The organism is Chryseomicrobium aureum, assembly GCF_043182735.1.
Taxonomy (GTDB): Bacteria; Bacillota; Bacilli; order Bacillales_A; family Planococcaceae; genus Chryseomicrobium; species Chryseomicrobium aureum.
The window spans coordinates 635,250-648,401 of record NZ_CP171117.1 but is presented as its reverse complement, the minus strand read 5'-3'; the positions used below and the strand labels follow the sequence as shown (position 1 = coordinate 648,401).

Genomic DNA, 13,152 nt, shown 5'->3' with positions numbered 1-13,152 from the left:
GGAACGTTCGTCCGCATCAAATTTCGGATGATGCAGGTCATGTCCGCATGCATGCATGACACCAGGAATTCTTGATTTGTACGAGACCTCTTTTTCATCCTGTATAGGCAATGCATCAAAATCTGCACGCAATGCAACCGTTTTGCCGGGCTTGCCCCTCCTTAAGGTATCTAACAACACCTCTTCCGCCTACTCTAGTTTTCACTTCCATACCCAATTCACTAAGAAATTCTGCTATTTTTTTGGGGGTTTCATCTTCTTCGAATGACAGCTCGGGATACATGTGAAGATTTCTTCTAAAATCGACCATAACCGGGTTATACTCTTCAAGTTTTTCAAATAATTCTTCCAGATTTACGTTAACGGACCTCCTACGTTTTTCTATATTGTATGCTATTTACGTCAAAAACTCTTTGTCTAGTTCTAAAAAGATTGGGCAGTGATCGCTCCCCATTGTCTCCGGGTGCATCCCCGCTTCTTTTATTGCAGGTGCAAGCTTTTCGGAGACGAGGAAATAGTCAATGCGCCATCCGATGTTGCGCTCACGCACTTTCGCCATATAGCTCCACCATGTGTAGTGGCCTTCTGCTGTCGGGTGCAGGTAGCGGAATGTATCGACGAATCCATCTTCCAAGAGCTTCGTCATTTTTTCACGTTCTTCATATGTAAATCCAGAGTTCCCGATGTTCGACTTGGCGTTGCGGATATCGATTTCTTGATGCGCGACGTTTAAATCGCCTGTATAGATGACGGGTTTTGTAAGGTTCAAAAGTGTTAAGTACGAATTCATACGGTCCTCCCATTCTAATCGATAGGGAAGGCGCGACAAATCGCGTTTTGCGTTTGGCACGTAGCAATTGACGAGATAGAAATTTGGGTATTCGAGTGTAATAATGCGCCCTTCTGCTTCATCAAGATCTTCACCAAGTCCGTAATGAACAGAAAGTGGTTCGTGTTTAGTGAAGATCGCGGTACCCGAGTAGCCTTTCTTCTCAGCATCGTTCCAGTATTGATAGTAGCCGGGTAGGTCGAGATCGAGTTGACCTTGTTGCATCTTAGTCTCTTGAATACAGAAAAAATCAGCGTTTTGTGTGTGGAAGTAGTCGAGCCATCCTTTTTTGACGCAGGCGCGGATGCCGTTGACGTTCCATGAGATGAGTTTCATGTTGCTGCCTCCTTTGTCCGCATTTAGTTTACCATAAAAAAAGACCCGCTAAGCGAGTCGATGTGTCTTGGTCAGTTGGTTCTTGTTAGTGGCATCGTACAACAACGGAACGACCCGCCGGATTTGATAATTTCACTGAAGTCGATTTCGATTACGTCGAAGTGATTCGCACGCAATTTTTCATTCACAGCTTTATTTTGTGGAAGACTGATGATTTTGTTATTGCCGATTGCAAGTACGTTTGTCCCCATTGCGAACTGCTCCTCTTTTTTCACTTCCATCAATGTATAGTGTTTCCCTAACATATCCAATGTCTCGGATGAAAGAGCGTCGGGATATACTAGAGCATGCGTCGGAGAGAGAATTGTGAAGACGCAGTCCAAGTGAAGACAAGATGCGTCAAACGGAACGCGGATGATCTCATTTGTCGGCAATTGCTTCTCTAAAAAGTCAATTGCCTCGTGATTCGTGCGGTGGCTGACACCTACAAACACTTTGCTACCGTCTACCACTACATCTCCACCTTCAATCGATCCAGCTGTCATCTTCTGATACGGAATGCCGTTTGATCCAACCCATTCACGCAGAATTTTTTCTTCTCCCTGACGAATCGGGCTCGCCATTTCGGAAATGAACACACGAGTTCCGATCGTAAAACCAATATCACGAGTGAAGACCTGTTCGGGGAATTCTTCATGCGCTGGAAGTGTAATGACTTCCACTCCATTGTCTTTAAGCACATCTGTAAAAGCAGCGTGTTGCTGAAGAGCGGTTTCCACATCGATATTATCCTTTGCGTACCGTTTTTGTACAGTATTGATGACTTCTTCAATTTTCATATAGGTTGGTTCACAAACAATGACTTGAGTGAGTGTGTCATATTCTGTTGAGCAGCCGTCCCATTGGTGTTGTTGTTTTTCAAGTCCCATCTTGTCTCCACCTTTTCCGTTCCTATTTTATATGAATACTATTTCCTCTTTTAGTACCGCTAAACTTCTTTTGGAAGTTTTTTGGTTTCTTTTTGAGAAAGTAGGGAATCAGAAGACAAATAGATAGATGAAGGGATTGTTTAGATGATTGCTGCAAAACATACACTATTGACGAAAGAAGATGTCGAGACACGCACGGATTTACCTGAGTGGTTCAAACGGGAATACCAAACATTTGAGAATACCGTCACTGACAAAACGTTCCCTTGTTATTTTGGTCGAACAGGTCATTTACGTGGTGAGTTGCGTTATGCATTTATCGAACAAAAAGACTGGACGAATGCAGCGAGTGCTTTGAAAGATTTCTTAGCATTATTTGAAGACCCAAACCACAAACGTCATGGGTTGTTTTTATTTGTTGAGCCCTTTGAAACGGAGCAGTCATTAGAAGCCTACCGCAAGCAGTTCTGGGATATTCTGCAGTATTTGCATGAAGTAGATGATGAAGAGTGGCCACAGGAAGCTCCAAAAGATCCAGATCATTATTTGTGGGATTTCCGTTATGCAGGACAACCGATCTTTGCATTTGGGAATACACCAGCATACAAACAACGCAAAACACGTGACCTTGGTAATTCGATGGTCATCGGATTCCAGCCACGGTTAATCTTCCAAGGACTCGAGGGAACTGAAAAAGGTGGTATCATGTCACGCGAAAAAGTACGAGAGCGAGTCGAGGCATGGGACAACCTTCCGAAGCATCCGGACATCAGTCATTTCGGTGATCCAACACACAACGAATGGAAACAATTCTTCATCGGAGATGACAGCGAGCCGATCTTAGGCAAATGCCCTTTCCAACATAAAGCTCTATAAAAAAATAAAGTAGCAGGCTCATCCTGCTACTTTACTTCACACATCTCACTGGCGACAATTATCTCATTACTTCCCTCATAGTCTTTTAGTATAGTGAACGCAATATTTTTAGCGAGCAGTGGTGGCACTGCGTTACCAACCTGTTTCATTTGTGAAGTCTTCGTTCCGTGAAACACAAACGTATCAGGAAAAGATTGAATTCTTGCTGCTTCTCTAACAGTAATTGCTCGATGTAAATAAGGGTGAGTAAATCGTCCTGAAGACGGAGTATCAAATCGAGTAGTAATAGTGACAGCAGGCATATTTTCTATCATTCTAGACCATGTTCCACTATAAATTGACTTGGTTAGATGTTCTTTTGGCAACACTTCTCTACCTTTACCCGGTGGCACAAGCATCATCCGCTCAATAGCTAAATCCGAATGCTTTGTAGCTGCATGATTATAAAGTGCAACTGAATTCTTACGCATTTCTTTCTGATAATCAGAAGTCGGTTCCAAAAGGTATTCTTGGAGAAAATCACCTTCACCTGACTCTAAATATGCTAAATCCCAAATAGCATCCTTAATTGAAATTCGTTCCGACAAGTTCCCTGGTAATGAGACGGAGTTACCTTGTTTTCCTAAGATAAATGCTCTTTTTCTAATTTGCGGAACCCCATAATCATAGGCATTCAATATATTTGAATCTAATTCATATCCGAGTTCAATAAAATTCTGATGAATTTGGTCCTTAAATACTCCGCCTCCTGAAGTCAAAAGGTTTGGTACGTTTTCCATTAAAAAATAGGTGGGTTTAAGGTATTCAACGACTTGATAAAAGTATTTGTACAAGTAATTTCGTTCGTCATCCCAAATTCTTCTAGCACCTTTTTGGGAAAAGCCTTGACAAGGGGGACCACCAATAACCACATCCACACTTCCTTTAAGCTCTGAAAAAACAGTGGGAATATCCAGTTTAGTGATATCATCATTAATCATTTTTACATTAGGGTGATTCTTTTTATATGAATCGGATATCTCTTTATCAATTTCATTAGCAAAGACTACATCGAATCCAGCCATAGTAAATCCTAAGGATAGTCCGCCGACTCCAGAAAATAAATCAACTACTTTCAACATTAATTCAACTCCTAGTTAACTCCACTCGAATTGTTGAGCACCAAACTCTTTTGTTCCGAAGTTATCCGTTTTAAAGCACCCTCATAGTAATCACTCTCAAGTTCGCACCCAATGAAATTTCGGCCACGACGTTTAGCTACTACCCCTGCAGTTCCGCTACCCATAAATGGGTCAAGGACCGTATCATTCTCATTAGTCAGCAAGTCAATGAAGTGCTCAAAAAGTGCTTCTGGTTTTTGTGTTGGATGCGAGCCAAACTTTTTCTCGCTTCCAGGTGTCACGGATGTTTCTATGAAATCATGAATAACTTTACCTTCGTTGTTATAGGTACCAGTTTTTCCATCATTGATAAAGTACAGCCAACCCTCTGTTGAATTAATGAAATGTAAGTTCATATTACGCGGCATAGGATTCTTCTTGTGCCAAATTCCAGTGGTTTTATAATAGAACTTATGTCGAGCTGCCAATTCTACTATAGTTTCAACTCTAATCAATGACATAAACATAATAACCGAACCTTTTTTCTTTAAAACACGAGATATCTCTTTGAAAAGGATGTCCATAGAATCTTTCCATTCTTCATTTCCTAAGTCGTCCCAACCTGCATCACCAAAAAAGTTATCCCTCATCTTTTTTAAATTCGTTTGTCTATCCCTCATGAAATTCCCTAAATTATAAGGGGGATCGGTTAGGACTAAATCGACGCTATTATCTTCCAATTTCTTCAAAGTTTGTAGGCAATCAGCGTTGTATAATACTATTTCATTTTCAATATTTACTTCTGTCATTTTAATGCCAACCTACTTTCTATCCTTCAACTATCTCTTTCAAGCAATTAAAAAAAGCTTGTCTATTTCTTCCAAGCTCAGTTAAATCAACCACTCTAATCTTTACTAAGAGCAAATCCTCTTGATTATTAAAGTTGTAATCCCCTATCATTTTAGCATTATTTTTGCTTTTAGGATATAATAAGACTCCTTCATGAATACCTTCGAAGGTGTTCAAATAGGAATTCATCTGATAAATATCGCTTTCTTCAACAACACCCTTACTTTTCCATTTTGTATCAATTATTTTCAAGTTATCCGGCAAGTTCAAAATGATGTCTGGCTTGAGTCTTAATCTATTGATTCCTGTCTCTGTATTACTTAAAAGTTTTTGTTTTGTGTATTGAAATAAAACGTTTTTATATATTTTTTTATAGCATTTATAAATGAACTTTTCGAATAAAGCATTCATATCAAAAAGCATAAAATCAATATTAACCTTTCCAGCATTTAATTCAAGTGACTTACCGGAAACAAAAATTTTGCAATAAGATATCACTTCATTGAAACGAATAGAATTCCTGTTAAGTATAATTTTTTCGATATCTTCCTTTGTAAAAAACTTTGATTCAACAAGGTCAAAGTATGGAGAAATTTTCGCTATAAGACTAATATTGGTTTGCCTGCGAGTTAGTCTCTTTAAAATAGTGAGTGTATATTTAATTAGCTGATTGAGTGGATTATTGAAGTTTAATACAGGATAATTGCAATAGAATTTATGATGCATCACTGTATTCTTTCCAATTTGTTTCGTAAAATCAATACTACCCTTTACTGTATTTAAATTCTCTGTTAGTGTCTCATAGGATTTAATCATTCCTCGCATCACTTGCTTTTCCAGTTCTTTAAGGAAAAGCGCAGCAATTATATCAATAAAGCCATGACTTCCATATGAAGTGTTGGCATTTATATTTTTTCTGATAGGAATATCATTTGTAACTTTCAACATTTCAATGAATGAGCTTTTTATAAGATTTATATTTTGTTCTTCAGCTATCTTAGGGAGAATTTCAATAGTTATATCGGGAGTACTAACAATCCCAATCCACTGTTGAGGGGTTAAGTAATTCACACCCCATTTAAATATCTGCTTTCCTTGCTTCTCTTCAAGAACTCTTAAATGATCGGCATCTTCCTTGGATATACAATAACGAGAAGGGTCTCGTCTGCTAGATATATATATTCTCTGATGTTCCAATACTTCATATCTCATAAAGCCCCCCCTTAATTCGTATACACTTTTTTGAAGGCGTCTGTTCCTGCATCGTAATTGGTACGGTAGCTTTTTTTATTCTCTAACTCGTACTCCCCCGGATATTCGAAAAGCCTATCTGCATCCAACTCTTGATGCTTATAAATTACATCGTGTTTTAGTTCTCCATCTTCATCCAAATCTGAAAAGATTAATTGAATTTTTTGAAGGTCGTCATAAAAATACTCTTCTAAAAGTGGAATGATTTTTTCTACTACAACTTCTTTCAAATCGTTAAAGTTAGAAAGGTTCGTGAAAAAAGCGTGACCCAAAATGAAATTGGCGTCAAGCAATACTTCAATTCGCCGATTGACAGCTTCAATAAACATAACCAAATCTATACCTTCAATATCCCTTGGGTTTATACCTCTCTCCTCCATTATTTTAATAAGATGATCTTTGCGATAAGTCTGTTCGATAAATTTAAAGCGCCTTCTTAGCGCAATATCGAGAAGGGCAATACTTCTGTCGGTAGAGTTCATTGTTCCATAGATATCAAGATTTTTGGGTACACCAAACTTACTTTTGGAATAGGGAAGAATTATTTCTAATTGATTTACTTCACCTAATCTTTTATCTGGTTCAATCAACGTAATCAATTCTCCGAAAATAGATGAAATATTACCTCGGTTGATTTCATCTATGAATATTGCATAGTTGTTGTGTGGATTCGCTTCTGCTATCTGACAAACTTCCTTGAAGACTCCAGGTTGGACAGTATACTTCAATTCGCTTGTTTCTTCGTCTATATTTTCTCCTTCATCTGCCACTACTGGGCGTATGCCTTCAATAAAATCTTCATAAACGAACGATTGATGAAACGTGACGAACTTAAATCGCTCTTCAATATTATCTTGGGACAAATAATCCTCTAGAAAAGTCGGATGATAAGCAGAAACTTTATCAACATCAACAAACCACTTACTGTCGATCTGATAGAATACCTTCGGCTCGCGAGAAGTGAAAATAGGATTTAAACCGATTGAATGGTTTTCTAATATACTTGATGTTCTAATATTCAACGAAGTTGACACAGGAAATGGTAACACTTCTACTCTTGCATGTATTTCAGCATTTGTCATCGGTCCATTATTCTGTAGCAGTATAAGAGTAACCAGCAACCAATCTTTCGATGTATTAATATAAGCATCAACTATTATTTCATCTTCTATATCATAAGCAGTGTACTTATTTTTAAGTTTCTGCATTGTATATGTTTTTCCAGTCCCTGGTGGACCATAGAATATAATATTTTGCCCCATTATCTTATTCCTTTCTAAAAAGAAGTGATTCTTTCCTACCAAGAAGTAATTTGTAGTAACAAAGATTAAACTTGTTCAATCCCCTTTAAGCCCGGGAGAATATTAGGGTTCTTACATGTTCTGAATTCTGGAGAAATATCTACTGTAGCCTTCTGATATCGTACAGGTGAAATGAATCCAATACTTTTAAGGAAACTTTCGTGTTTAATGCGTATCTGCTTCTTACGAGAAGCCGAAGAACTCCCTTTCCTTACTCTTGCTGAAGCTAATGCATTCAAGTTAGTTTCGATACGAAGATTATTCAATACTCTTCTCATCAATCCTTCAGTATTCTCGCCATCATAGTCTACTACGACAAATTTTGCAGTTTTGTCATATGAACCTCTGCCATCAAAAACACCAACTAAAAAAGCTCTTTGGACATCCTCCCCAGAAGCAAGCAATGGAACCGTTATATCTTGAATGAAGTCATCGATAGAATATATAGTAGCTGTCTGTTTGAACAAAGTTATTATTCCTTTTTTCCCTGCATTAAATTTCATTATAGGAACATCTTGTTCTTTATAAAAGTCCGTTAAGTGGGTGAAACTATCTTTAGAAAGTGAGCGAGCAATTCTTTTGATAAAGATTAAATGGTCTTCCAATTGTTGTTGAGTAAAGTGTGTCGGGTTGTGTCTTACAGAAGCCTGCCAGTAAATATCATTCTGAAACTTTATTTGTTCATCTGCCAATAACATTCCCAGAAAATATGCTGTTTCTTTAGATAAAAACCTACTTCCGAGTTCCAACCCAGTCTCTATAGTATGTAAAGTCATAATTTCCCCCCCAATAATATATTCTTTGCTGATAGTATATTGACAATAAGCTTATTAGAAAAAATATCTTTAATATTGTAAGTATAATACTAAAATTTAGCTTTCGACAGGTAAATAATCACTTCTTTTCCAGATCTATTAACATTTATAATTTACCGGACAGAATTAAAAGAGAGAAACCCTTGATACACGAGGGTTTCTCTCTCATTTTTTTCATTAATGTTACATCATGCCGCCCATTCCACCCATGCCGCCTATATCTGGCATACCGCCACCAGCTGGCTCTGGAATATCTGCAACGACTGCCTCTGTTGTTAAGAACAGAGAAGCGACTGAAGCTGCGTTTTGTAAAGCTGAACGCGTTACTTTCGTTGGATCCACAATACCTGCATCCATCATGTTCACCCATTCACCTGTTGCTGCGTTGAAACCGATACCGATTTCTTCACGCTTCAAGCGGTCTACAACGATAGAACCTTCAAGACCTGCGTTTGTAGCGATTTGACGCACTGGCTCTTCTAGAGCACGTAACACGATGCGCACTCCAGTTGCTACGTCGCCTTCTACTGTATCTAAAGTTTCTGCTACTTTGTTGTAGACGTTAACTAAAGCTGTACCTCCACCGGATACGATTCCTTCTTCAACAGCTGCACGCGTAGCATTCAAAGCATCTTCAATGCGAAGTTTACGCTCTTTTAATTCTGTTTCAGTAGCTGCTCCGACTTTGATTACTGCAACACCGCCAGCAAGTTTCGCTAGACGCTCTTGAAGCTTCTCTTTGTCGAACTCAGAAGTTGTTTCTTCTAATTGTGCACGGATTTGGTTGACGCGACCTGCAATGCGGTCAGAGTCTCCAGCACCTTCAACGATTGTCGTGTTTTCTTTTGTAACCACGACTTTCGCAGCACGACCAAGTTGTGTGATGTTCGCTGATTTCAGATCAAGACCTAGGTCTTCTGTGATCACTTCTGCACCAGTTAATGTTGCGATATCTTCAAGCATCGCTTTACGACGGTCACCGAATCCAGGAGCTTTAACTGCTACTGCATTGAATGTTCCACGTAATTTGTTCACAACTAGAGTGGCTAGTGCTTCGCCTTCCACATCCTCAGAGATCAATAGAAGTGGTTTTGATTGTTGTACGACTTGCTCAAGCACTGGTAGGATTTCTTGAATGCTTGCAATCTTTTTATCCGTTACTAAGATATATGGATTTTCAAGGACCGCTTCCATCTTATCAGAATCCGTCACCATATAAGGAGACGCATATCCGCGGTCAAACTGCATACCTTCTACGACGTCTAGCTCAGTCGTGAATCCTTTTGATTCTTCGATTGTGATGACGCCATCGTTTCCAACGCGCTCCATCGCTTCTGCGATCAATTCGCCGACTTCATTATCGCCAGAAGAGATAGAAGCAACTTGTGCAATCGACTCTTTGCCTTCGATTTCTTTAGAGATTGTTTTTAATTCTGTAATAGCTGCTGCAACTGCTTTATCGATCCCTTTACGGATACCAACTGGGTTAGCGCCAGCTGTTACGTTTTTCAAACCTTCACGAATCATCGCTTGTGCTAGGACTGTTGCAGTTGTCGTACCGTCCCCTGCGATATCGTTTGTTTTTGAAGCTACTTCTGCTACAAGCTTTGCGCCCATGTTTTCAAACGCATCTTCAAGCTCGATGTCTTTTGCAATCGTTACACCATCATTTGTGATGAGTGGTGAACCAAATTTCTTTTCTAAAACGACGTTGCGCCCTTTTGGCCCAAGCGTTACTTTTACTGCATCTGCTAATTTATCTACACCACGAAGCATTGCGCTACGTGCGTCTTCACTAAATTTAATTTCTTTTGCCATAATTGATGTTCCTCCTTGTTATTGGATAACCGCTAAAATATCAGCTTCACGAAGAATAAGTAGTTCTTTACCGTCGTACTTTACTTCTGTTCCTGCGTATTTTGAATACAAGACGCGATCCCCAACCTGCACATCTAATTCAGCACGTGTGCCGTTATCAAGGGTGCGACCCGTACCGACAGCAAGTACTTTACCTTCTTGTGGCTTTTCCTTCGCAGAATCTGGAAGTACAATACCTGAAGCTGTTTTTTCTTCTGCCTCGACTAATTCGATAACAATACGATCACCTAGTGGTTTTAACAAATGAAACGACCTCCCTGATAAATGGTAAATGATTTATTAGCACTCTCACTCACAGAGTGCTAACACAATTCTTATAATAATAAACGACAGGAACGATTGCAAGTCAGAAGGTGAATTTTTGGCTAAATTTTTTTCATGCGTTACAATAGAAGAACCACAGCTCAGAAAGGACTTACCTATACATGTCACATCAAAAAATAGCATTCTCTTTGCTGATTACCTACGTCATCATGCAACTCGCAGGTGCAGTCGGCCCAATCCCGCTCCTCTTTCTCTTTGAAAGCATGGGTGTAGAAGACCCTAGGATGCAAGCAGTCGGCTGGTGGATCTTTTCTAGCATGCTCGCAGCAGTAATTATCTTCTTCTATTTCATTCGAAAAGATAAAACATTTCTAAAACCACTTGGCCCGAAACCCGCCTCGAACTTTGGCGTACTTGGCTGGGGTATCGCAGGATTCTTCATGGTGCTGTTTGGACAAGCAGGTGCTGCTTGGATTGAGCAATTGATTGGAATTGAACCAGGTTCTGAAAATACAGCACTGTTCATCGAAATCGCACGCTCGGTGCCTGTCGTCATTTTTGCGATTGCAATTTTCGCACCAATTTTAGAAGAAATCTTGTTCCGTCGTATCTTATTCGGCATGCTGCTTCCAAAGACCAATTTCTTTATTGCAGCACTCATCAGTTCCGTGATGTTCGGGATCATTCACTTTGAACTGAGCCACATTCTACTGTATTCGGTCTCTGGTTTTATATTCGCGTTTATTTACTACAAAACAAAACGCATTGCAGCATCCATCATTGCACACATGCTGTTGAACGGATTTGTTGTCCTCGTTCAATTCTTTAGAGAAGACTTAGAACGCTTTGCAGAACGCCAAGGCCAATTGTTCATCCAGTTCTTCATTCAATTCCTGACATAAAAAAAGACCATCCGCGGATGGTCTTTTACTTCGTCTGATGAAGTTGCTGTTCTTCAAGCTTTCGTTTTGCCTCAGCCGCCAAATACTTCCGGTACCCGACACGCGAAATCGCGATACTGATCTCATATAATATGAACAGCGGTACCGACGTGAACAAGTGCGAAATCAAATCCGGTGGTGTGATAAACGCGGCAATAATGAAGAGCACAAAGTATGCCATCTTCCGTGCTTTTACGAGCATCTGTGGATTCACAAGACCGAGTCGCGTCAAAAATAACAACACGATGGGGAGTTGAAAGATTATCCCAAACGGAATCGTAATCTGGAAAATGAAATTAAAGTAATCGTTGATACTGATAATCTGTGTAATTCCAAGTTCTGTTGCAAGTCCCGTCATAAACGTCATGAGGTAAGGGAACAACAAGAAATACGAGAACGATACCCCGCCAAGAAACAATAGAAAAGCGAACGGGATATAGCTCAGTGTGGCACGTCGCTCCTGCTCTTGCAGTCCTGGGCTTACAAATGCCCACAGTTGGTACGAGATAATCGGAGACGTAAACGTAAAGGCTAGAAACAACACTACTTTCAGGTAAATCAAAAATGGATCAACGACCTGTAAAGCATTTAACGTAATATTTTGAGCGGGTTCCGCATTTTGTAAATAGTTTATCAATGGTTTCGCTAAAAAAAAGCTACCAATCACAGCAATCGTTAGGAAGAAGACCATAACAAACAACCGTTTTCGGAGCTCATCTAAATGTTCCACCACTGTAAATTCATTATTATTCATGAAAGAACATCCTAACTTAACTTACTTCACGTCAGATTTCGGTGGATCTACTTTTTTAACATCATCATCGTCGTCATCTGCTAAGCCTTTTGTAGCCGTTTTAAATTCACGCAAAGTTGAACCCATAGCGCGTCCAAGCTCTGGTAATTTTTTCGGCCCGAACAAAAGAAGTGCAACGATACCAATAACAATTAAGCTAATTGGACCTGCTCCCATTGCGGGCACCTCCTTAAGTAGTATGCCTTCATCTTACATCATTTACTAGCAATTTGCTATTTCTACACAGACCCCAGATGTGACAGTTTAACGTCAACTGTGATTACGAATCATATAAATCAGCGTCTGCAATTCAACAGATAAATCAATCGTCTGTACACGAATCGAAGGACTGACGTTCAAACGGACAGGTGTAAAGTTCAGAATCCCCTTAATCCCTGTCGCTTCAAGCCGTTCAGCTGTCTGTTGTGCCGTTCGACTCGGAACTGTTAAAATACATAACTCGATTCCGAATTCATGAATCTTGTCTTCTAATACATCGGGATGAAAAACAGGAATTCCTGACTTCGTTTCTCCTTCAAGTGGCGCGTGTGTATCAAAGGCGACGACAATCCGTGTGTTGTGGTTCTTGTGGAAATTGTAATTTAAAAATGCTGTCCCTAAGTTTCCCACACCAATCAAAGCAACATTTGTGGCCTCATCTTGATCGAGTGTTTGGCGGAAAAACTGCAAGAGATGCTCGACATCATAGCCATAGCCTTTCTTTCCAAGTGCCCCGAAGTGCGAGAAGTCCCGACGGATCGTTGCAGAATCGATATTCATCGCATCGCTCAGTTCTTGAGACGATACGCGGGTCTGTCCGGCTTTATGAAAGTTTTGCAAAAATCGATAATATAAAGGCAGACGCTTTGTCGTTGCCTGAGGTATTTTTTGTTTGTCAGCTGTCACTCTGTTCGCCTCCTGTAAATCAGCTTTATCTTACACCTAGCTGAGTTTCCTGTAAAGCAGGCACATTGCCGAGTGGCGTACTAT

General features: G+C 39.8%; 14 protein-coding genes and 1 pseudogene. 2 read left to right on the top strand and 13 right to left on the bottom strand.

The features are described 5' to 3' along the window. Positions 1-30: 30 nt before the first annotated feature. From ACF3OH_RS03620 to ACF3OH_RS03610, 3 genes and pseudogenes are all read right to left on the bottom strand, one after another. Positions 31-310, bottom strand: a pseudogene (locus ACF3OH_RS03620) (M20/M25/M40 family metallo-hydrolase); the annotation flags it as partial. 87 nt (positions 311-397) lie between these two features. Further along, a complete protein-coding gene (locus ACF3OH_RS03615; RefSeq protein ID WP_392455846.1) occupies positions 398-1,165 on the bottom strand; it encodes an exodeoxyribonuclease III in 768 nt (255 codons plus the stop codon). 71 nt (positions 1,166-1,236) lie between these two features. After that, positions 1,237-2,094, bottom strand: a complete 858-nt coding sequence (locus ACF3OH_RS03610; protein WP_392455845.1) for a dimethylarginine dimethylaminohydrolase family protein — start codon at positions 2,092-2,094, stop codon at positions 1,237-1,239. Positions 2,095-2,238: 144 nt separating this feature from the next. Between ACF3OH_RS03610 and ACF3OH_RS03605 the strand changes: the two genes are divergently transcribed. Further along, a complete protein-coding gene (locus ACF3OH_RS03605) occupies positions 2,239-2,970 on the top strand; it encodes a YqcI/YcgG family protein (RefSeq protein ID WP_204590705.1) in 732 nt (243 codons plus the stop codon). Positions 2,971-2,996: 26 nt separating this feature from the next. Here the strand turns inward: ACF3OH_RS03605 and ACF3OH_RS03600 are convergent, their stop codons facing one another. From ACF3OH_RS03600 to groES, 7 genes are all read right to left on the bottom strand, one after another. Next, positions 2,997-4,091 carry a DNA cytosine methyltransferase gene (locus ACF3OH_RS03600; RefSeq protein WP_392455843.1) on the bottom strand — a complete coding sequence of 365 codons (1,095 nt, stop codon included), beginning with the start codon at positions 4,089-4,091 and terminating at the stop codon, positions 2,997-2,999. Positions 4,092-4,102: 11 nt separating this feature from the next. Then, positions 4,103-4,879, bottom strand: a complete 777-nt coding sequence (locus ACF3OH_RS03595) for a DNA-methyltransferase (protein WP_392455842.1) — start codon at positions 4,877-4,879, stop codon at positions 4,103-4,105. Between the two features lie 19 nt (positions 4,880-4,898). After that, positions 4,899-6,131 (bottom strand): McrC family protein, encoded by a 1,233-nt coding sequence (locus ACF3OH_RS03590; protein WP_392455841.1) that lies wholly within the window; start codon positions 6,129-6,131, stop codon positions 4,899-4,901. An 11-nt stretch (positions 6,132-6,142) separates the two neighbouring features. Continuing rightward, positions 6,143-7,432, bottom strand: coding sequence for an AAA family ATPase (locus ACF3OH_RS03585; protein WP_392455840.1), 1,290 nt, complete (start codon positions 7,430-7,432; stop codon positions 6,143-6,145). Positions 7,433-7,497: 65 nt separating this feature from the next. Then, on the bottom strand, positions 7,498-8,247 hold the full coding sequence (locus ACF3OH_RS03580; protein WP_392455838.1) for a hypothetical protein: 750 nt from the start codon (positions 8,245-8,247) through the stop codon (positions 7,498-7,500). A 222-nt stretch (positions 8,248-8,469) separates the two neighbouring features. Next, positions 8,470-10,104 carry a chaperonin GroEL gene (gene groL / locus ACF3OH_RS03575; RefSeq protein ID WP_392455837.1) on the bottom strand — a complete coding sequence of 545 codons (1,635 nt, stop codon included), beginning with the start codon at positions 10,102-10,104 and terminating at the stop codon, positions 8,470-8,472. A gap of 18 nt (positions 10,105-10,122) precedes the next feature. After that, positions 10,123-10,407, bottom strand: coding sequence for a co-chaperone GroES (gene groES, locus ACF3OH_RS03570; RefSeq protein ID WP_204590731.1), 285 nt, complete (start codon positions 10,405-10,407; stop codon positions 10,123-10,125). Between the two features lie 182 nt (positions 10,408-10,589). Between groES and ACF3OH_RS03565 the strand changes: the two genes are divergently transcribed. Then, the gene (locus ACF3OH_RS03565; protein ID WP_204590733.1) at positions 10,590-11,330 is read left to right on the top strand and encodes a CPBP family intramembrane glutamic endopeptidase; all 741 of its coding nucleotides are present in this window, start codon (positions 10,590-10,592) and stop codon (positions 11,328-11,330) included. A gap of 25 nt (positions 11,331-11,355) precedes the next feature. Here the strand turns inward: ACF3OH_RS03565 and tatC are convergent, their stop codons facing one another. From tatC to ACF3OH_RS03550, 3 genes are all read right to left on the bottom strand, one after another. Continuing rightward, complete coding sequence (gene tatC / locus ACF3OH_RS03560; protein ID WP_392455836.1) at positions 11,356-12,123, bottom strand: twin-arginine translocase subunit TatC; 768 nt, start codon at positions 12,121-12,123, stop codon at positions 11,356-11,358. Between the two features lie 21 nt (positions 12,124-12,144). Then, positions 12,145-12,339 (bottom strand): twin-arginine translocase TatA/TatE family subunit, encoded by a 195-nt coding sequence (locus ACF3OH_RS03555; RefSeq protein ID WP_204590738.1) that lies wholly within the window; start codon positions 12,337-12,339, stop codon positions 12,145-12,147. A 93-nt stretch (positions 12,340-12,432) separates the two neighbouring features. Then, positions 12,433-13,068 carry a redox-sensing transcriptional repressor Rex gene (locus ACF3OH_RS03550; RefSeq protein WP_392455835.1) on the bottom strand — a complete coding sequence of 212 codons (636 nt, stop codon included), beginning with the start codon at positions 13,066-13,068 and terminating at the stop codon, positions 12,433-12,435. Positions 13,069-13,152 lie beyond the last annotated feature (84 nt).

What these genes read in the sequence shown, in the direction of transcription:
- ACF3OH_RS03590 (WP_392455841.1), bottom strand. Translation starts at nt 6,131, where the DNA reads ATGAGATATGAAGTATTGGAACATCAGAGAATATATATATCTAGCAGA.
- tatC (WP_392455836.1), bottom strand. Translation starts at nt 12,123, where the DNA reads ATGAATAATAATGAATTTACAGTGGTGGAACATTTAGATGAGCTCCGA.
- ACF3OH_RS03565 (WP_204590733.1), top strand. Translation starts at nt 10,590, where the DNA reads ATGTCACATCAAAAAATAGCATTCTCTTTGCTGATTACCTACGTCATC.
- ACF3OH_RS03600 (WP_392455843.1), bottom strand. Translation starts at nt 4,091, where the DNA reads ATGTTGAAAGTAGTTGATTTATTTTCTGGAGTCGGCGGACTATCCTTA.
- ACF3OH_RS03605 (WP_204590705.1), top strand. Translation starts at nt 2,239, where the DNA reads ATGATTGCTGCAAAACATACACTATTGACGAAAGAAGATGTCGAGACA.
- ACF3OH_RS03610 (WP_392455845.1), bottom strand. Translation starts at nt 2,094, where the DNA reads ATGGGACTTGAAAAACAACAACACCAATGGGACGGCTGCTCAACAGAA.
- ACF3OH_RS03615 (WP_392455846.1), bottom strand. Translation starts at nt 1,165, where the DNA reads ATGAAACTCATCTCATGGAACGTCAACGGCATCCGCGCCTGCGTCAAA.
- ACF3OH_RS03595 (WP_392455842.1), bottom strand. Translation starts at nt 4,879, where the DNA reads ATGACAGAAGTAAATATTGAAAATGAAATAGTATTATACAACGCTGAT.
- ACF3OH_RS03580 (WP_392455838.1), bottom strand. Translation starts at nt 8,247, where the DNA reads ATGACTTTACATACTATAGAGACTGGGTTGGAACTCGGAAGTAGGTTT.
- groL (WP_392455837.1), bottom strand. Translation starts at nt 10,104, where the DNA reads ATGGCAAAAGAAATTAAATTTAGTGAAGACGCACGTAGCGCAATGCTT.
- ACF3OH_RS03555 (WP_204590738.1), bottom strand. Translation starts at nt 12,339, where the DNA reads ATGGGAGCAGGTCCAATTAGCTTAATTGTTATTGGTATCGTTGCACTT.
- ACF3OH_RS03585 (WP_392455840.1), bottom strand. Translation starts at nt 7,432, where the DNA reads ATGGGGCAAAATATTATATTCTATGGTCCACCAGGGACTGGAAAAACA.